We start from the raw sequence: 20,868 nt of genomic DNA, 5'->3' as shown, positions 1-20,868 counted from the left end.
TGAACATTTATAGTGGGAGGAGATAGATATGAGAAATAATAAAATACAATCTGATCATGAAAAAAAGGATGGCAGATTTGTAATTTATATCGAGAATTATGAAAGTAAACTTTTCGCCTCCAAAAATCAAATACAACAATTAAAAAAGAGTTTAAATGATTATAAAATCGAAAAAAAAAAAATAAATAACCAAATTGAAGAAATCTCCAATATGACAGAAATGATTCAAGTAAAGGAGCCTCGATCTCATACCACCTCCATCCATTCGATTGATAATGAAGAAAGATTAGAATTGGAACAGTCATTGACTGAAATTCACAACCAAATAAAAATTTTATTAAAAAATAATGGGAAACTGAAGCAGGATATTAAAAAGAAAGATGAAATGATAAAAAAATTAAGGATACAGAAATATGCATATCAACAAGAGGCTATGGATAATGGCGATTTAGTTCAAATCTTTGTACAAAATACGAATTATCTTTCATTAGCCCTTGAACAAAGTAAAGATGTCATCAAGAATCACTTAATAGAAAATGAAAAGCAAACAAATAAATTAACTGAATTTTACGAAGAAAGACAGTTGCAATTAATGGAGGAGTTGGCGAATTTAGATCAGTTGCTAACTAAGCACAATGAGAAAGAAATAATCTTGAAAGAGAGTGTAAAGGAAAAAGATCAACAGATTAATCGATTGCAACAGAAATTAGAAGAATATGAAAAGAACATAGAAGATCAAAAACAAGAACTTATTTTAAGGGATCAAAAAATTCAACAATTGGATCAAAATTGGGCGGAGTCAAAAGATTTAAAGTCTAAGAAAGAATGTCAAGAGATGTATATGATAAAGAAAGGGAGTTGGCTTCGTATGGTCTGGAGCTTTTGGAGTAAGGAGAATGAAAATCAGTATATAGAAAAAATCGACCAATTGAATCATACCATCAGTGAATTGAAAGAAGGGTTATCATACTATAAGGATTTATTGGAGAACATGAATAGTCATTATAAGCGGTACGAAAAAAACGAAATAAAGAATTCTATTCAGGTAAAGGAACTTAATGAATATTTGCAAAATTTTAAAGGCAAAGAAGAGGATTATTTAAGAAAATTTAAACAATTAGAGAATGAGCTTCTTGAATATAAAGAAAGAAATAATGACTATAAGAATCAATTAGCCGAGATGAACGAAACAATCAATGAACTCGAAAAGAAAGAAAAAGAGTACAAATCTCAACTAGAGAAAATGAAAATAAATGAAATAGAACAAGCGCAACAAATGAATCACACGATCCGAAGTTTTCAGGAGAAAGGAAGGCAGTATTCGGATCGATTTAATCCCACAACAACCAATCAGACGCTAGCTAAACCAAAGGGTAAGAAAAGATTTAATAAACAAAAACAGGGGGAAATGCAACAAACGAAACAGAGATATGAGATATTAAAGCGATATTATCCCCAACTACAATCACAAAAATCTATTTTTAATCCTTTTAAAAATTCATGATCCTTAAGAAGAGTTACCAGACCATAAGAAGAATGAAAACCCCTTCCTGGAAAAATGATTATGTGAAATTAATTAAGGAGTGAATTAAATGACACCACAAGAGATCAATGATATGTATAGAAAAGTAAAAAGTGTTTCTGCCGGAAAAAAAGAGAACGAAAGAACAAAAGCGGAGCTAAAAATGAAGCAGCCCACAGTGAAACAAGTAAGTCAAAAAAAACAAAAGGTGTATGTTTCGGGTTCCCCAAAACCAAGCTATAGAAGCTGTTGTGGCCGAGCGAAATAACAGCATCATAAACGGAGTCGTATATATAAAAAAGTCAGTAATGAACAGTATGATCGAGCATTGCAAACAAGAAATGCCATATGAAGCCTGTGGGTTACTTTCAGGAAGGAACGGGAAAAACGAAACACTTTGGAAGATGAAAAATATAGTGAAAACTCCAACATCATTTGCAATGGATGTAAATCAAATGGCTTTAACCTTCAATATGATGAAGCAGAAAGTAGAACAATTAACAGGAATTTATCATTCTCATCCCACCGCAGCTCCTTATCCATCAAAAAATGATATCGAAAATACCCATTATCCTAAAGCAGCCTATTTTATTGTTTCCTTTGCATTTGGAACATCTAATGTGAAATGTTATCGCATTAAAAATATGAAAGTTACTTCTTTACGAATTTTCCTTCTGGACTAATAAAGTTAGAAGTGAAGGGACTAGTGGATTTTGGAAGTCATTAGACTTATTCGATCATCCCAAAATTCTTGTTCAAGAAAGCCTCCATAATTATCCTTTGTTTAAATCTGGAAAATAATAATTTCTCCTCCATTAAAAAGCTATAAATTTGTTAAGCAAACTTCCTAGGAGTTTATGATGACCCCTAGGAAGTTTGTTTTGCATATGATGCTACTAATACATATACAATATACATAATCTTTAGTATAATCATAGAAATCATTTTGAAGGGAAAAAAGAATATGTGGGCAAACAGGAATGTGTGGATTATTTTGTCTGGGGAGTTAATCGCAGGGCTCGGTTTATGGATGGGGATTATCGGAAATCTTGAATTTATGCAAGAGAAGGTTCCTTCTGATTTTATGAAATCCATCATTCTATCTATTGGGCTTCTTGCTGGGATTTTGGTTGGACCACTAGCAGGGAAGATAGCGGATCAAAGTAGGAAAAAGACCGTGATGATTTACTCTGGTCTTGGAAGAATGCTTAGTGTTGTCTTTATGTTTATAGCTATCTATACTGGCTCTGTTATTTGGCTAGTTGTATTTGTCATTAGTATTCAAATTGCGGCTTCCTTCTATTTTCCAGCACTTCAGTCAGCAATTCCTTTAATCGTAGAGGGAAAAGATTTATTACGAATGAATGGGGTTCATATGAATGTGGCGACCATTACTCGAATTATCGGAACCTCTTTAGCAGGAATTATGCTAGTTGCGATGTCATTATATATGCTTTATTTATTCTCATTTATTGCCTATTTCTTATTATTTATTTTTACGATGTTTTTAAAAATGGATGAAGAACCAGAATTGAAAGATAAGAAACAAGAAAAAGAGGAAGCAAAAGGGAGTTTTAAAGAAGTGTTCCCTGTAATTAAAGGACTTCCGATCGTATTTATGACACTGGTTTTATCATTAGTTCCGATGTTATTTCTTGGTGGCTTTAACTTATTAGTTATAAAAATAAGCGAATTTCATGATGATTCCTTGATCAAAGGGATGATTTATTCAGTTGAAGGAATTTCATTTATGCTTGGAGCTTTTTTGGTCAAAAAAATGAGTAACTACTGGTCACCATATAGTATTATGTTTTTCTTTTCCATCATCGTCGGTTTAGCACAAATATCCTTGTTTTTTGTCGCTTCAAAAATTGTGGTGCTAGCTGCATTTGGTATTGTTGGATTTTCCGTAGGATGTTTCTTTCCGACTGCTGCAACCATTTTTCAGACTAGAATACCAAAAGAGTTTCATGGGCGTTTCTTCTCATTCCGTAATATGTTAGATCGAGTTATGTTTCAAGTCGTTCTTCTTGGAACGGGATTTTTGTTGGATCTAGTGGGGATGCAGTTTATGGTGGTAATATTTGGGTTGATCTCAGTGGGATTAACCACCCTTTTCTATCTACAATATAGACGACAACGTTCCCAGGAAAGTAATGAAAAGACAACTTCGTTTAAGGAGAATTTAATGCAATGATCTTGACGAATGGCGCAATTCTTTGAGAATCTAGGAAAATTCCCCTGAGAAATTAACATCAGCTATCTGATTTCTATGCTAATCTTTCTTTTGTGCATTTTAAATAATTGATTCACACAATGTAAACAGAATCGTTCTCGTGATGATCAAAAGGGATATCCCCAATGCACTTAAGCATTGGGGATATCCCTTATTTAAAACTCACTGAATGAAGTTGAACTTTATAGAAGCTTTTTCACTTCTTCATATTCTTCTTCCGTAAATACACGGGAGCGTGTAATGAAATGTTTGTCTTCTACACTATCAAGTGAGAAGGTTGCACCTCCACCCTCTGCTACATCAATGATTAATTGGGTATGTTTCCAATAATCGTATTGGCTTTTATGCATGTAGAATGGAGTGTCACCGATTGAACCGAGATAAATATCTGAATCTCCTAAAAGAAAATCTCCTTCACTGTAACACATTGGGGCAGATCCATCGCAGCAACCGCCAGACTGATAAAACATAATGGCACCGTGAATGTTTTTAATAGATTGTATTAATTTTAGTGCCTCATCTGTTGCAACAACGCGTTCCACCATTCGGATCAATCCTTTCGATTTAGAAGAATCCTTGAGGCTTTTTATCGTAACTTACTAATAAACATTTTGTTTGTTGATAGTGATCTAACATCATTGCATGATTTTCACGGCCGATACCAGACATTTTATATCCGCCAAATGCTGCGCCTGCTGGATATTGATGGTAAGTATTAGTCCAAACACGACCAGCTTGGATACCACGGCCTGCACGGTAAGCAATATCACCGCTACGTGACCATACACCTGCACCTAAGCCGTAAAGTGTATCATTGGCAATTTTCATCGCTTCATCGAAGTCTTTGAATGTTGTAACCGCAAGAACAGGTCCGAAAATTTCCTCTTGGAAAATACGCATTTTATTATGACCTTTGAATACAGTTGGTTTGATGTAGTTCCCATTTGCAAGTTTCCCTTCAAGATGGTTTTCTTCACCACCAATTAAGCATTCAGCACCTTCTTCTTTCCCAAGTTTGATATAAGAAAGGATTTTTTCTTTTTGTTGATTAGAAGCTTGCGCACCCATCATCACTTCTGTATCTAGTGGATTTCCAATTTTTATCGCTTGTACGCGTTCTAATGCACGTTCCATAAATTTGTCATAGATTGATTCTTGGATTAATGCACGAGAAGGACAAGTACAAATTTCACCGGAATTTAAAGCGAACATGACAAAGCCTTCGATTGCTTTATCTAAGAAATCATCATCTTGGTCCATCACATCTTCAAAGAATACGTTTGGTGATTTACCACCAAGTTCAAGAGTGACAGGGATAATATTTTCAGTTGCATATTGCATAATTTGACGGCCAACTGCAGTTGAACCAGTGAATGCGACTTTTGAAATACGTGGGTTCGTAGCAAGTGGTTTTCCGACTTCAATACCGAAACCATTCACTACATTAAGAACACCTGCAGGAAGCAAGTCTTGAATTAACTCTACTAATACCATGATAGAAGCTGGAGTTTGTTCAGCTGGTTTTAAAACAATACAGTTACCTGCTGCTAGAGCCGGGGCAATTTTCCATACTGCCATTAAAATTGGGAAGTTCCATGGAATAATTTGTCCGACAACACCAAGTGGTTCTTGGAAATGATAAGCTACTGTATCATTGTCTAATTGAGTTGTACGTCCTTCTTGAGCACGAATAGCACTAGCGAAATAACGGAAATGATCGATTGCTAACGGAATATCCGCATTTAATGTTTCACGGACAGCTTTCCCATTATCCCAAGTTTCAGCAACAGCGATTTTTTCTAAATTTTCTTCTAAACGATCTGCAATTTTATTTAAAATACGAGCACGCTCAGCTGGGGAAGTTTTGCCCCAGGCATCTTTAGCTGCATGTGCTGCATCTAATGCTAATTCAATATCCTCTGCTGTGGAACGAGCAGCTTTTGTAAAAACTTCACCGGTAACTGGAGATTTGTTTTCAAAGTATTGGCCTTTTACAGGAGCAACCCATTTGCCACCAATGAAATTGTCGTATTTTTCTTTGAAGTCAATTATAGCCCCTGGGGTATTCGGATTTGCATAAATCATATTAATCTCTCCCTTATAATGATAGTGAAATTTCACCTGATGAATGCGCTTACGCTTCTATTTAATAGGTAGCTGTAATCATCTAGGTTTTGTTTCTATATTCATAATGTTCCTCCTTACGAAAAATTTCAAGAGATATGCATGATTCCGGAAAATACTAAATTATTATATTATTTACTTATTTACCGTTTGAATGTGTTTAAACTCTTATCTATCAAGGGCTCTACGAGTTCCTGAACCATTAATTCATTGATTTATCGGTTATAATTCCCACTGTAGAAAAAATATTGTTGGAGAAGAAAGAGATTTGAATGAACATAAAATATATTTAGAAACTATCCCATTTCTTTCATTTGAAAACGTTACCTGCTACCATTACTTATGAGAGTTATATTCGTTAAAGGAAAATTGAAAAATATTAATAAAGATTTTTATGATCCGACTATGAATAAATGAAGACGACATACAATATAAGAAAGGGAGGAGAATGATGGCACACTGCACAAATTGTCATATTAAATGGAGTGTGAAAGAAATATGGTCTCTCGGATTTTCAAAGAATGGGAAAAATTGTCCGAACTGTGGGCATAAGCAATATATTTCATCTGAAACCCAACGAATTTTCACTTTGGGATATGTAAGTCTCTTGTTCATCATCATTTTTCCTTTCTTCATCAAATTAAGCAATGAAGATGAATTTTTTTGGTAGACATTAAAAAATTTCATAAGACCACAATTAAATTCTAGAGGAGCTATCAATATGTCCAATTCTTGGAAACGTCCTAAATTAATTATTCCAAAGACAAAGGGTGAATGGGTTTGGGACATCGTGGGTTTTTTCTTTTATTTTGGATCGATTATTTTTCTAATATCTGTTTGGAATATTCTCCCTGAAAAAGTTCCCGCTCATTATAATGCTGCTGGAGAGGTGGATCGCTGGGGATCAAAATGGGAACTCATCATATTACCTAGTGTAGGGCTATGTACACTTCTTTTCATGCAAGTGTTTGAGAAATTTCCTGAAGTACATAATTATCCGAAAAGATTCAATGAATCGAATGCTGAACAGTTTTATTTGCACAGTCGGAAAATGCTGAATCAGTTGAAAAATATTTGTTTAATCATTTTTGCGCTTATTTTATTTGAATCGGTTACTATTGCTTTAGGATGGAGTGGTGGCTTTGGAATATGGTTCATACCGATTGTCATTTTAGGTACCGGAATTCCAATCATATTGGGGATTGTCAAGCAGAGAAAAATTAAATAAAAGATTTTCATAATGCAAGAGAATGTGGAAAAATTTCGGGAGGTATCGACTAATCACGAAAAAATGAAAAATAACTCCATGCGACTTTCAATGTGATTTAATACTTCAGAATGAAAAAAAGTAAATAGGTGATGGGCCCATGTTTTTAGCTTGGAATGAAATTAGAAAAAATAAATTTAGGTATATTTTAATTTCCGGTGTGCTGATGCTTATTGCCTACCTAGTCTTTTTCTTGTCGGGGCTTGCCAATGGTCTTGAGAATATGAACCGTGACGCTATAGATAAATGGAAGGCTACGGGAATTATTTTGACTAAGGAATCGGATAAAAGTTTACCACAATCATCTATGTATTTAGATGAAGCAAAAAAATTAAAAGGTGTGGAGAATGCGATAATTGGTCAGCTTAACACCATTGCAAGAAATGAAAAGGTGAAGGCGAATGTTTCGATTTTTGGGATCGAGAGGGATAGTTTCCTTCAACCAAAGATCATCGAGGGGGAAATGTACTCTAAGGTGTATGAGGTAGTGGCTAGCGAATCTTTGAAGAATGATGGCTTCTCATTAGGAGATCAACTTCAACTTTCTGCTACAGATAAAGTTTTAACCATTGTTGGTTTTACGAGTCAATCGCGATTTAATGCTTCTCCGGTTGTCTATACAAGACTTGACACCTTACAACAGGTGAAATATGGGGGAGCTTATTCTGAAAATCAAGACAGAATTAACGGAATCGTGATACGTACATCGGATTTATCCTCTGTTAAGACTTCCCCTGAACTTGAAGTGGTCGAGATTGAATCCTTTATTGAGCATTTACCAGGATATACAGAACAAGGATTAACGTTACAAATTATGATTTATTTTTTATTTGTTATATCTGCCGTCATTGTAGCTATTTTCCTTTATGTTTTAACCGTTCAAAAGAAGAGTATGTTTGGTGTGATGAAGGCTCAAGGGATTTCTAATCGTTTTCTTGCTCAGTCTGTTGTTGTGCAAACCTTTTTAGTAACTGCAATTGGGGTGGTTTTAGGGTTTGTGTTGACGGTCGTAACGGGGATGTTTTTACCTAATGCGGTGCCAGTGTCGTTCGATTATATCACAATGATTTTATATGGTGTTATCCTAATAGCTGTTGCGATATTGGGTGCAATTTTTTCAGTCGTTTCGATTGTGAAAATAGATCCATTGAAAGCGATAGGGGGATAAAAATGGCCGTTTTACAATTAGTGAATGTGAAGAAAGTATATGGAAAAGGTCATAACCAAGTAAATGCCTTAAAGGAAACAAATTTTACTGCAAATAAAGGAGAACTGATTGCGATTATCGGGCCATCAGGGTCAGGAAAAAGTACTTTTTTAACAATTGCAGGTGGATTACAAACTCCCACTGAAGGGGATGTGATCATTAATGGGCAAAGTTTAATTTCATTAAATGAAAAAAAACGCTCAAAAATTCGCTTGCAAGAAGTTGGATTTATTTTGCAGGCATCCAATCTTGTCCCTTTCTTAACTGTAGATATGCAAATGAAGTTATTGGATAAAGTAAAGAAAGGAAATATGTCAAAGAATAAATTAAACAAGCTCTATGAAGACTTAGGAATTACCCGCTTGAGAAATAAATATCCTGCTGATTTATCGGGTGGAGAACGTCAAAGGGTTGCCATTACCAAAGCCTTGTATAGTAATCCATCTGTCATTCTTGCGGATGAACCGACTGCCTCACTAGATTCTGAACGTGCTTTTGAAGTAATGGAACTGTTAAAAAATGAAACAAAAAATAAAGAGACAACGACTATTGTCGTGACACATGATACAAGATTAATTCAATATTTCGATCGTGTTTATAAAATGACAGATGGCGTATTAAAATTAGAGAAAGAATTAGTTGAAATGATGTAATGAAGGGGTCCGTGTATAAGTTCCTCTTTTGACCATTTTTTGCGAATGCATTCTGTCTATTATTGGGCATACTACAAATGGTGATGAAGATGCCGTGTAGGAATCAAATTATTAGAATTGCTCTCAAAGAATTATCATTTAAGTATGTTTTAAAATATCCAGGCACACTGACAGAGGGTGGTGCCTGGATATTTTATTGTTGTTTAGGATATTCAGCACAGCGCCTATCGTCTAGCGAATTTCTCCGTTTTCTCCCTCCGATAAGTCAACATCAGCTCGTAGACTACCTCGCAGTGTTTCCTTTATCTCAGTCGAAAAATACAAAATCCGTACGCCGATGAACTAGGCACTTCCACTTTTACTTATTGTAAATTTTATGTTTATTTTGTAAAAAAATACATCCTTATGAATATTTTAATAGTACAATGAAGTTAGAAACGTTCACTTTGAATAAAAGGGAGTCTGTTATAAATTCTAATAGAGGGGAAATGCGGATGAACGGTTTATCCAAGCAAGAGAAAAGCTGGACTATGTATGATTGGGCCAACTCTGCCTATTCACTTATTATCACAACAGCTGTCTTTCCATTGTATTTTAAAGCGGTTGCTTCTGACGCTGGCTTAACTGGTCCAACATCTACTGCCTATTGGGGTTATGCAAACTCAATTGCGACATTCATCATTTCGATTTTAGCTCCTCTACTTGGGACGATTGCTGATTTTAAAGGTTTTAAGAAGAAGTTTTTTGCTTTTTTCTTTGGACTAGGTGTAGTATTTACAACGATTCTCGCTGTTGTGCCAACAGATCAGTGGTTGTTTTTGCTATTTTGCTATGTGTTCACAGTTATAGGTTTTGCAGGGGCAAATATTTTCTATGATGCCTTTCTTGTTGATGTTACGAATGATGAACGTATGAATAGGGTTTCTTCGAGGGGATTTGCGATTGGCTATATCGGAAGTACTATTCCATTTGTGATCAGTGTTGCGCTTATTCTGTTAGCCCAAAATTCCACGATTCCAATCACAGTCGAAACGGCTAGTAAAGCTGCATTTGCGATCACAGCTCTTTGGTGGGGGTTATTTACAATCCCTCTTCTGAAAAATGTACAACAGAATTATTATGTGGAACGTGTAAATAATCCTGTTGTTTATAGTTTTGAGAAGATTTTTAATACTTTGAAAAGTATTCGATCCTATAAACCGATCTTCTTGTTTCTTCTTGCTTACTTTTTCTATATCGATGGGGTTCATACCGTCATTACGATGTCAACCGCCTACGGGTCAGATCTTGGAATTAGCTCTTCAAACCTTCTAATCATTTTATTTGTTACGCAAATCGTTGCGGCACCTTTTGCAATTTTATACGGAAAACTGGCTGATATTTTTAAGGGGAAAATCATGTTATTTGTGGGAATCGGAATGTATATCATTATTTGTTCTTATGCTTATTTTTTAGAAACGACACTCGATTTTTGGATCCTTGCGATGCTTGTGGCTTCTTCCCAAGGAGGTATACAGGCATTGAGTAGAGCGTATTTTGCCAAACTTGTTCCGAAAGAATCAGTCAATGAATTTTTCGGATTTTACAATATCTTTTATAAGTTTGCGACCATTCTCGGCCCCATGTTAGTCGGTGTAACAGCACAAATAACGGGAAATACAAATAGTGGTGTGTTTAGTTTAATCATTTTATTTTTTATCGGTGGCATCATTCTTTGGAAAGTTCCTGAGAAAAAAAGAGTAGATCCATCCTCGGGCATTTCGATCAATTGAAATTGGATTTGGTTTTATCCAATCTTAACGGGCAGTAAAACCTCCACCTCAAAATGATTTGGAAACAAAGAAGATAGGTGGAGGATCACTGCTTCTTTTAGGCAGCTTTTTTAAGATGATTTTACATAGGCTGGATTTCCCTTACGCTTTTCCTAGTATTCTATGTTTGCCTACAATGTACTTGGGCAAGAATGAAATATGAGGTATAGTAAAAAAGATAGTGAACGCTAGCGCTTATTGAGTTTTCTAGAATAGCTGTTCATATAGAGGACCGGGAGAGGAGAGTTCAGCTTATGAAAAAGATTGGTCGGAACGATTTATGCCCTTGTGGGAGTGGGAAGAAGTACAAAAAATGTTGTGGAAAGAGTAATGTAGTTTCAATGGATCGATTAGTCGAAAATGAATTGAAGGAGATTCAACTAGATATTTTTCAATATTCCCGGAAATACTCCGTGGAAATAGATGAGTACGTTGAGGAACTATGTGATGATTTTGATGTTCCTTATGAAGCGTTAGATATTTTTCACTTTTTCGTTTCAACTTGGTATATTACATATGTCAAACTATCGGGACAAACCATTTTAGAGGAGTTTATAGATGGTCATTTACACACATTTACTAGACAGAGAATAAAAGAAATAGTGAAATCATGGGCAGTTTCTAATATTACTCCTTCGATTTCAATGATCCTTGAGCAAGACAATCAATTGACTTTAACTTTACAGGATATTTTTACAAATGAGGTCAAGAAGGTTAAAGAGCTAGGTGAAAGTCGCGATGTAGAAGTGGGTGGACTTGTACTTGGTACCATTTTACCAGCAGGAGAAAAAAACGTATTTCTCACAAGCTTTATTGATTTACCATCCGGACAAACTGATGGAATGCAGTCATATCTGCTTAAGCTTTATGAAGATAGTGGGAAAGAGAATCCTAAAGATTTTACTTCTGAATTTTTCCCTGAAATCCTTTCGCTATTTATGTTTGGAATTCCTGAACAATCGATGGAAAATTTAACATGGAATTTACCAGAACATAAGAAAGTTGCCGATGAGTTTATGGATTATATGTCTGATGTCAAAAATAGTGAGATAGTGACTGATTTAGGGCTACTTATATGGCATCGATTCTGTGAAAAGCGAAATCCAAAAATTAAAAAAGTTGATTTATATGTAGCTGTGCTTGTTTATTTTGTAAGTCGAATGTCTGAATTCTCCTGGGGGATTACGCAAAAAAGATTGGCAGAGGAATTTAATGTGTCGGCAAGTAGTATTTCAGCAAAATATAATGAAATGGAAGAAATCTTTTATGAAGAAATAAACCGTCTAAAGGATGAAAATTTGTCGTCATTTTATGATGAAGAAGATATTGATTCGAGTGCCCCTTTTAATACAAGAATGACCATGGAACGTGAGCTTCGTAAGTTAGAGCGTAAAATGGAGAATATGAATTTTGAATCATTGGATGAAGTAAATGAATTCATGAATCAACAAATCAACCATCCTAAAACGGCATCGGAACCTTTATCAAATAAAGAAAAAGCACAAGAATTATTATTTGATGCTTATGAAACGACGGGCCCTAAACGATTTCAATTAGCCAAAAAAGCATTGAAACTATATCCAAATAGTCCGGATGCTTATCTTATTTTAGCAGAAGAATATGAATGGGAGCCTTTGAAACAACTTAAACTGTATCGTAAAGGTATTGAAGCTGGAGAAAAAGATTTAGGACACGATTTTTTCAAAAAGAATAAAGGCCATTTTTGGGGAATTGTTAGTACCAGACCTTATATGCGGGTGAAATATGAGTATGGTGTTCTTTTAATGGACTTACAAAAATATGAAGAAGCGATTAAACAACTTGAAGATCTTTTAGCGTTAAACCCATCAGATAATCAGGGAGTTCGCTATGAATTATTCCTTGCTTATGTGGAATGTGGATTACTGAATAAGGCAAAATCATTATTAATGCAATATCCTGAGGTCACAGCAAATGGGGCATATAACGAAGCACTCCTTGGGTATTTGGAGAATGGGTTGTCAAATAAAGTAAAAATACAAATGGGAAAAGCAAAGGAAAAAAATCCGTATGTAATTGATTTTTTAATTGGTAAAAAGAAGCTTCCGCTATCTGCTCCGGCAGCTTATCAGATTGGTGAAACATCTGAAGCGATCATTTATGCCATAGATCATCACCATATTTGGAATAAGCATCCAGAAGCAATAGAATGGCTTAAGCGCATATAATGAATATCCATAATTAATAAGAAAAGGATGAATATATAGAGGAAACACTTGCAGGGGGGATTTTAGTGGATATTTTATTAGAAAAAGTATTTGTAGGGAAACCAAAAACGGTTGGGAAAAAAGAGGCAAAGGAACCGATGGATCGTGAATGGACAAGTGGAATTTTTAAAGAACCCGTCCAAGGGCCAATTTGGGTTGGAAAAACAAATGTAGCGGGGGATGGGCAAGCCGACTTAAAGCATCATGGAGGGCCGGAAAAAGCTGTGTTTGCTTACCCAACTTCCCATTATATCTATTGGCAAAAAGAGTTAGGGTCTGTTGGTATGATGGCAGGTGGAATGGGAGAAAATTTCTCAATGGGAAATATTACAGAAGAGATGATTTCGATTGGTGACACATTTCAAATTGGTGAGGCGATCGTCCAAGTTTCACAGCCAAGACAACCATGTTGGAAGCCTGCACGCCGATTTAAAATAAAAAATTTAGCATTATTACTGCAAAATACCGGAAGAACGGGTTGGTATTTTCGTGTATTAAAAGAAGGATTCGTTGAAGAAGGGCAAAAGTTCATTTTGTTAGACCGCCCATTTGCAGAGTGGACGGTTGCTAAATGTAATGAGATTATGCATGTGGATAAACGGAATTTGGAAAAGGCTCAAGAACTTGCGAATATCGACTTACTTGCAATTAATTGGAGAACGACTTTAAGAAATCGTGTGGAAAAAGGAGAGTCTCAAGATATTCGTAATCGAGTGCTCGGACCAAATGAATAATCTATTAAAAAAGAGACGGCCTAAAATCATTCATAAGAATGGACGAGGCAGTCTCTTTTTTTGAACATCTATTATTCTAACAAAATGTATCGGTTGACTTTGGATTTTTTAAACCGAAAAGTGGACGGATAAATAAAGCAACATAAGTTCCAAGCAAGGCCATGATGGCCCAAACCCAGCCATGAAGACTGAAAGAAGCAATTCCACTAAAATAGGCTCCAATATTACATCCGAAAGCAAGACGGGAACCGTATCCCATCAAAAGCCCGCCAACGATAGAAGCTGCTGCAATTCCTGGTTTTATTTTCTTTGGCTTAAAGGTACCTTGAGCGGCTGCTGAAATAAACGCCCCTAAAATAATGCCGAAATTCATGACACTAGTAGAATCAGCTAGGACAGTTTGAGTAAGAGCATCCCCACTAGCACCGGAGAAAAATCTCCAACTTGCTACATCAACACCCATAGCCATGAGGATCTTTCCACCCCAAAGAGCAAATGCTGAAGTAATCCCCCAAGGAGTTCCTCTCACCGTTAACACGAATGCATTTAAAATAGCTAAAACAATAGCAGCGGTAAATAATGGCCAAGCCCCGCGGATGACTTTTTTCCATCCAGTCGTTGTGGCAAGTGGCTTCATCATTGGTGGATTCTTTCTTTGGGCAATTTGAATCGTTATCCAATAAATGATGGCGAAAAGAATTAATTGTACGATTAATGCCCCTGAATAACCAAGTCCTGTAGATTCAGCTAAAGAAAATGGTTGAAATGAAGGGGTATCCTCCATCCAAAAAGTAAAATGATAAGCCCCAAGGACAGACCCGGCGATAAAGGCTGGAAGGGTTAATAACATGGAAGAAGCTCCACCGCCAACTTGATATAGTGTTCCAGAAGCACATCCATTTCCTAGTTGCATTCCGATTCCAAAAATAAAGGAACCAAATAGTAAACTTACGCCAACAGGTGAGATATATCCTGCAGGTGTTATCCCAGTAAAGCTGATACCTGACCCGAGGATGAGAGCAAATAAAATGGATGCAATTGCAAGCATGAGCATATGTGCTTGTAAACCTTGGACATTGCCAACAGACACAAGCCGACGGAAAGCTGAAGTAAATCCAAACCGTGCATATAAAAGTGTGATACCTAATGCTAGACCGATGATAAATAGTACACCTTGTGTCCAATTTGCAACAGAAACAATGGATAAAAGTAGAATGATAGCAATGATAATTCCTGCTGACACAAGAGTTTTTTGCATGGGATTGAGACGTGATACAAAGGTCGTTGATTTATGATCCCATTTAGATTGTGTAGTAATCGAAGGTTGAGTCATTTTTACACCTCTTATCCTATATAAATAGTTGGAATTTATTTTTTATCATCATACCGCATCTAAATAGCAAAGTAAACAGTCAACAGATTCCATTCTTGCAAATATCTATGACAATAGGTCTTTAAGTTTTTATAAGGTCTGTTCTATAATAGATTTTGTATGAATCTTTTTTCATAGTTATATAATCATATAAAGGGAAACTTCATTCAGTTGGAGTATACTGCCTGTTAAGGTGGGGGAAAACATCATAGAAATGGGGCCGAAAGAGTGAAAATAAAAACAAAACTGATGATGATCATGACGATCTTAATTATTACGATTATAGGTCTTGGGTCATTTTCTATGTCTATTATTAATTCGACAATAGACCAAAATCACCAATTAAAAAATAAAATGGAGATTCAAAAGGGAGTAACATCTATCCAATATCGTTTAGCTGGTCTATCAAATGATGAAAGGGGGCTTATTATAACTGGAAAAAGTGAGTATGCTGATGGAATGAGAACAAAGGCGAAGGATGTTCAAAACAAGTTAGAAAAATTACAAACGCTTGCAGATGAGAAAAAATATAAGAGGGAGATCATCGCCTTAGAGAAAAGTTTTTTTGAATTTTGGGAAATCAATCAACAAGTGATGACGATTGTCGATACGAATCCAAAAAAGGCTGAAGATCTTCATTTTGGAGAAGAAAGAACTTTAAGAAAAGAAGTATTAGATCCTAAAGTCAATAAGATCGTTGGTATGTTAAATACAGATGTGAACAAGTTAAAAACTGAGATCGAAAATAAAGGGACATGGAGTCAAGTGGCACTTCTTGTCGTTGTCATCATTTCTACACTAATAGGGATCATTTTAACTTTCTCGCTTTTACGATCTATTCTTCGACCATTAAGTATCATGAATCAGCAATTAGAGGAGATTGCAAAAGGTGAGGCTGATCTGACCAACCGAGTTCGGGTGAATGGGAAAAATGAGTTTGGACAGTTAGCTCATTCATTTAATTCATTTGTGGAATCACTTAGTGGGATCATAAAACAAATTGGTCATTCGTCTGAATTAGTGACTACCTCTGCAGAAGAACTTTCAGCAAGTACAGAACAATCAAAATCAGCATCCGTACAAATTTCTGAATCCATGCAAACGATCGCAAATCAGAATAATGATCAAAATCATTCCATGGGGAGTAGTTTAAATTCAGTACAGGAATCTTTACAAGGCTTGCTGGCTGTTGCTGCTAGCGCAAATGCGGCCGCAGAAGTAGCCACTACGATGAAAGATCGAGCAGAAAATGGGGCAGAATCTGTAAAAAAAGTGTTAGGGCAAATGGAATCAATTGATAAGTCTGTTCACCTTGCGGGTGAGGGTGTTGAATCATTTGTAACAGCTACGACGGAAATTAAAGAAATTTCAACGCTTATAACTGAAATTTCAGACCAAACCAATCTACTCGCCTTGAATGCTGCGATTGAGGCAGCGAGAGCAGGGGAACATGGAAAAGGATTTGCTGTTGTCGCAGAAGAAGTGAGGAAATTAGCCGATCAAACAAATGTTTCGGCGGGAAAAATTGAAACCCTCGTCCGAACCATTCATAATGAATCAACTGAAACCGTAAGAAATATTGAACTTGTTCGTAAAAATGTTCATACAGGGATGATTTCATCAGAGCGAACCGTGGAAAATTTTTATGATATACTTGATTTCATTGAACAAGTGACATCGCAAATACAAGAGGTGGCTGCAACAACACACCAAATGACAGCAGACTTTGAAAAAGTAGAACACTCCATAAAGGAAATTACCGTGGGAACGAAAAAAACAACGTCGCATTCAGAAATGATTGCAGCCGCAACCGAGGAGCAATTAGCCTCAATCGAGGAAATTTCCTTCGCCATCACTTCATTATCAAAACTAGCAGAAGAACTACAAATGATGGTATCTCGATTCAAAGTTTAAAGCCGAAAAAGAGACTTGATTCATAAAGAATCAAGTCTCTTTTTTACCCAATTTGAGGATTCCTAGTTTCTGGATGGTGCCTGTCACCCCTTTATTTATACTGGGATCTCCATTTTTTCTTTTTTCTTCTTTTTCTTACTTGTTCCTTTCGTTGTGAATAATCGGTATACGGCTGGGATGAGTAGTAATGTGATCAAGGTAGCGAACATGAGACCGGATATGATGACAGTTGCCATTGGTGCTTGGTAATTACTAGCTGTACCGGATGCTAATGCTAATGGGAGCATACCACCAGCCGTTGTTAAAGTAGTCATAAAAATAGGACGAATCCGATTATTTCCTGCTTCAACAAGGGCATCTTCCACTGTGTATCCTTGATTTCGAAGCTGGTTTGTACGGTCAATGAGCAAGATGGCATTATTTAATACAATTCCGATGAGCATGATGATTCCCATTCCAGACATGATGCTTAGTTCCATTTGAGTAATAAATAAGCCAAGAATGACCCCCACAATCGTCATTGGAATGACTGACATGACAATCAGTGGATGACCAAGATGATTAAATTGGACAGCCATGACGAAGTACACTAAAAAGAGTGCAATCGCTAAGATTAGAATCATTTCTTTAATCAATTCTTGTTGCTGCTCTAAATCTCCAGCAATTGAAACGGTATATCCTGTAGGGCTATCGTACTTTTCAATTAATTTTTGAACCTCTCGATTAATCGTACCAAGGTCTTTTCCTTCTATATCAGCTGAAATGGACATAAATCGTTCTCCATCAACGTGGGAAATTTCATTAGGAGTTTCCACTTTTTTCAGTTCTACAAAATCTGAAAGTTTTTTCTCCCCATTTGCCGTTGGAATCTTGATATCTAGTAGATCGGTTTTCGTCTCTGTTGATTCCTTCCATTTCGTAGCAATTGGAACTTCTTCATCCTCAAAAGTCATGTTTCCTATTGGCATTTGTAAAAATGCTTGTTCCAAAAATTGTTTAATTTGTAGTTGAGACAATCCAGCTTTCTTAAGCTCCCCTTGCTTTAATTGAATCACTTGTTCTTCAGAAGTCCGTTCCATCGAATTCTTCACTCCAACGATGCCTTCAATTTCTTGAAGTTTCTTTTCAACATCGCCTGAGATCTCTTGTAATTTCTCGAAACTTTCTCCTTTTATATTGACTTGAACAGGGGAACCGCCACCACCTGACATTATATTCTGGACTCCCTCGACCGGGTAATTTTTGTCCAAGTTGCGTAAAGATTTGAGAATCTCTTCATTTACTTCTTTTTGTTCTCTTTTAATATCTTCGCCTTTTGTCATATTAATGAGGGTAAAAAACATATCGCCATTGTTAATCACATAGTTGGATTCAACGTCTTCGATTGAAGAGAGTTTTTCATCAATGGTTTTGGCGATTTTTCTTTTTTCCTCCATAGATACCCCTGTCTCTAAATCCACCATTAATTCCGAGTAACGGTTATACATATCTGGCATAATCGCCATAGGTATTTTCGTTACGAGTAGTAATGAACCGACAAACATGAGAAAAAAGAGGGTAATGATCGCAAAACTATGGCGTTTCTTCTTAATTGTCCATGATACTAATTGATTATAAGATCGTTGTAAAAATTTTCTTTTCTCTCTCTTCTTTTGTTTTCGCAGTTTTAATATTTTTTCAGAAAGAGAAGGGATTAATGTAAAGGCAATGATCACTGAGCTGATGAGTGTAATCGCTACAACAGCTGATAGCATCATGGTGAATTTTCCTGCATCACCACCCATTAAGCCGATTGGTAAAAAGACGACAATCGTTGTTAACATTGAGGCAATGACCGCAGCAGCAACTTCTTTCGTTCCTTCCAACACAGCACTAAGTGACGCCATTCCTTGTTCTTTCTTTTTATAAATCGATTCAAGTATAACGATGGAGGCATCGACCATCATCCCAATTCCCAATCCAAGACCAATTAACGTTAACATATTAAAGCTATAGCCAAACACCCACATGGTAGCAAATGTAAGGAATACAGATGTTGGAATCGAAAGTCCAATAATAAAAGTCGCCCTAATATTACGTAAGAAAAGGAGGAGTACTACAATCGCAATAAGCCCACCGATTAAAATATTACTTGTTACACCATCAATAGAATCTTGGACATAGTCAGCTTGAGCAACTAATTCATTTAATGTAAAATCTTTCACGAGATTTTCATCCCGGATTTTTTGAATTTCTGTACGGATTGCCTCAGCCATCTGAATTTGTGTAAACTCCGAAGTACGGCCTACTTGAATGAAAATAAAATCCTGTGTCCCATTTTTCCATACATAAGAGGAGTTTTCTTTCGGTTGTAAGGATACATTAGCCACTTCCTTCAACTCAATGGAACCATTTGCAGAAGGAATACGAATATTTTTTATATCCTCAATGTTTTCCAGTTTTGTATCCCAGCGGAGAGTGGGAGATTCTTTCTCTTTATTTAATTCCCCAAGTGTACTTTCACTATTGATCTCGCCAATCGCATGAATTACTTGAGAAATATCTAGTCCGTTTTTGATAATTTTATCACGATCAAACTCAATAATCACTTCGTTTTCGACAACTCCAGATAGGGAAACTTCCCTTACTTCTGGTAATTGTTCTAATCGAGGCTTTAAGATGTTCTTCGCAAATGAAGTCATTTCACTCATGTCTCCATCTGACACATCTAGGAAAAATTCGTAGCTTTGACTTCCACCAAATTGTGCAGCGAAGGCATCTGTTATGGCAGAATTTTCGGATTTGGTAGCGTTGACAATGGCTTCTACTTCTTTGATTAATTCTTCTCCACGCCCGCGTTCAAATGTCATTTGTAAAGAAGTTTGCCCAATATTTGTCGTGGAATGGATCGATTCAACCCCATCTAAAGCTTTTACTTTTTGTTCTATCGGGTTTGTAATCGTTCTTTCTACTTCAATAGCAGACATTTCACCTGCACTAATTTCTACAAATGCTCCGTCTAATCCTACATCTGGTAATAATTCTTTGTCCAGTTTAAGGGTAGCAATACTTCCAAACACCATGATTAATACAACCATTAATCCAATAAGAATTTTTCTCTGAACAATAAATTTTAAAAGATTCACTACCATTCTCCTTTATTAAAATAGTGTGATTTATCAGAAAAACATGCACTCTAAAGTATACATGTTCAAATGAGGGACCTTCAACCATTTTTATGTAATTATTACAAAATCTTTAAGTAATATGATCGTAGATTAATGGGCAAAAAGACCTTTATTTCAAGAAAGTTGGAAAATCATGAGTAGAAATTCAAAATCAAAAAAGGCTAGACCCGGATTGATTGAAGATTAAGAGGAAATATTTCACACATCCCATATTCATTGTATCTTCATGTTAAAAAATATATGACGTGCAAAAGTTGTAGTTTTATCTAGGTCTGTAGACGTAGAATAAAGGGCGTAAGGGAGTAGCATCAAAAGAAAAAAATAGGACCTCCTCTTGAATGAGGAAAGCCTATCGTAGAAATATCTCGACAAATGATTTTCATTTATACAGTATAAAATGGGGAATGGCCACTTCGCCAATAAGAATGGGCAATTTGGAGTCTTATGGGTACTTGCACGACCGTTTTTTGAACCCGTTCGTGGATTCCTAAGCATGAATTTAATAGATTTGTCTATTTCCCAGATAAAGTCCATATAATTGTGTAAAAAGAAAAGGGTCAAATTCTCCCTTCATGGTTACAATGTTTAATGCAAAATAGAAAACATTGGAAATCA

The 20,868-nt window shown here is 36.0% G+C and carries 15 protein-coding genes; 11 read left to right on the top strand and 4 right to left on the bottom strand.

Annotated elements, in window-relative coordinates; translation table 11 throughout:
* Positions 1-28: 28 nt before the first annotated feature.
* From J2S13_RS04125 to J2S13_RS04110, 4 genes are all read left to right on the top strand, one after another.
* Positions 29-1,504: a coiled-coil domain-containing protein gene (locus tag J2S13_RS04125; protein WP_307256443.1), complete on the top strand. Its 1,476-nt coding sequence runs from the start codon at positions 29-31 to the stop codon at positions 1,502-1,504.
* Positions 1,505-1,592: 88 nt separating this feature from the next.
* A complete protein-coding gene (locus J2S13_RS04120) occupies positions 1,593-1,790 on the top strand; it encodes a hypothetical protein (protein ID WP_307256442.1) in 198 nt (65 codons plus the stop codon).
* A complete protein-coding gene (locus J2S13_RS04115; RefSeq protein ID WP_307256441.1) occupies positions 1,735-2,205 on the top strand; it encodes a M67 family metallopeptidase in 471 nt (156 codons plus the stop codon). Before J2S13_RS04120 ends, J2S13_RS04115 begins: the two co-directional genes overlap by 56 nt.
* A 281-nt stretch (positions 2,206-2,486) precedes the next feature.
* Positions 2,487-3,719 carry an MFS transporter gene (locus J2S13_RS04110; RefSeq protein WP_307256440.1) on the top strand — a complete coding sequence of 411 codons (1,233 nt, stop codon included), beginning with the start codon at positions 2,487-2,489 and terminating at the stop codon, positions 3,717-3,719.
* A gap of 221 nt (positions 3,720-3,940) precedes the next feature.
* Here J2S13_RS04110 and J2S13_RS04105 read toward each other — a convergent pair whose 3' ends face one another.
* Together J2S13_RS04105 and exaC are read right to left on the bottom strand one after the other, a co-directional pair.
* Complete coding sequence (locus J2S13_RS04105) at positions 3,941-4,303, bottom strand: DUF779 domain-containing protein (protein ID WP_307256439.1); 363 nt, start codon at positions 4,301-4,303, stop codon at positions 3,941-3,943.
* A gap of 19 nt (positions 4,304-4,322) precedes the next feature.
* On the bottom strand, positions 4,323-5,843 hold the full coding sequence (exaC, locus tag J2S13_RS04100; RefSeq protein ID WP_307256438.1) for an acetaldehyde dehydrogenase ExaC: 1,521 nt from the start codon (positions 5,841-5,843) through the stop codon (positions 4,323-4,325).
* 760 nt (positions 5,844-6,603) lie between these two features.
* Between exaC and J2S13_RS04095 the strand changes: the two genes are divergently transcribed.
* From J2S13_RS04095 to J2S13_RS04070, 6 genes are all read left to right on the top strand, one after another.
* Entirely contained in the window at positions 6,604-7,110 is a 507-nt protein-coding gene (locus J2S13_RS04095; protein WP_307256437.1) for a DUF1648 domain-containing protein, read from the top strand.
* A gap of 139 nt (positions 7,111-7,249) precedes the next feature.
* The gene (locus J2S13_RS04090; RefSeq protein WP_307256436.1) at positions 7,250-8,317 is read left to right on the top strand and encodes an ABC transporter permease; all 1,068 of its coding nucleotides are present in this window, start codon (positions 7,250-7,252) and stop codon (positions 8,315-8,317) included.
* Positions 8,318-8,319: 2 nt separating this feature from the next.
* Complete coding sequence (locus tag J2S13_RS04085) at positions 8,320-9,009, top strand: ABC transporter ATP-binding protein (RefSeq protein ID WP_307256435.1); 690 nt, start codon at positions 8,320-8,322, stop codon at positions 9,007-9,009.
* A gap of 494 nt (positions 9,010-9,503) precedes the next feature.
* Positions 9,504-10,781 carry an MFS transporter gene (locus tag J2S13_RS04080; protein ID WP_307256434.1) on the top strand — a complete coding sequence of 426 codons (1,278 nt, stop codon included), beginning with the start codon at positions 9,504-9,506 and terminating at the stop codon, positions 10,779-10,781.
* A gap of 293 nt (positions 10,782-11,074) precedes the next feature.
* Positions 11,075-13,027, top strand: a complete 1,953-nt coding sequence (locus tag J2S13_RS04075) for an SEC-C metal-binding domain-containing protein (protein ID WP_307256433.1) — start codon at positions 11,075-11,077, stop codon at positions 13,025-13,027.
* A gap of 65 nt (positions 13,028-13,092) precedes the next feature.
* Positions 13,093-13,800 (top strand): MOSC domain-containing protein, encoded by a 708-nt coding sequence (locus J2S13_RS04070; protein ID WP_307256432.1) that lies wholly within the window; start codon positions 13,093-13,095, stop codon positions 13,798-13,800.
* Positions 13,801-13,876: 76 nt separating this feature from the next.
* On the opposite strand, the gene J2S13_RS04065 is transcribed toward J2S13_RS04070, so the two are convergent.
* Complete coding sequence (locus J2S13_RS04065) at positions 13,877-15,133, bottom strand: YeeE/YedE family protein (RefSeq protein ID WP_307256431.1); 1,257 nt, start codon at positions 15,131-15,133, stop codon at positions 13,877-13,879.
* Between the two features lie 267 nt (positions 15,134-15,400).
* Here J2S13_RS04065 and J2S13_RS04060 point away from each other — a divergent pair, with 267 nt between their 5' ends.
* Positions 15,401-17,086, top strand: a complete 1,686-nt coding sequence (locus J2S13_RS04060; protein WP_307256430.1) for a methyl-accepting chemotaxis protein — start codon at positions 15,401-15,403, stop codon at positions 17,084-17,086.
* A 95-nt stretch (positions 17,087-17,181) separates the two neighbouring features.
* On the opposite strand, the gene J2S13_RS04055 is transcribed toward J2S13_RS04060, so the two are convergent.
* A complete protein-coding gene (locus tag J2S13_RS04055; RefSeq protein ID WP_307256429.1) occupies positions 17,182-20,211 on the bottom strand; it encodes an efflux RND transporter permease subunit in 3,030 nt (1,009 codons plus the stop codon).
* Positions 20,212-20,868: the final 657 nt, after the last annotated feature.

It is taken from the genome of Oikeobacillus pervagus (genome assembly GCF_030813365.1).
Classification (GTDB): Bacteria; Bacillota; Bacilli; order Bacillales; family DSM-23947; genus Oikeobacillus; species Oikeobacillus pervagus.
Note: the sequence above shows the minus strand (reverse complement) of the source record. Positions and strands in the feature narration are given on the sequence as shown.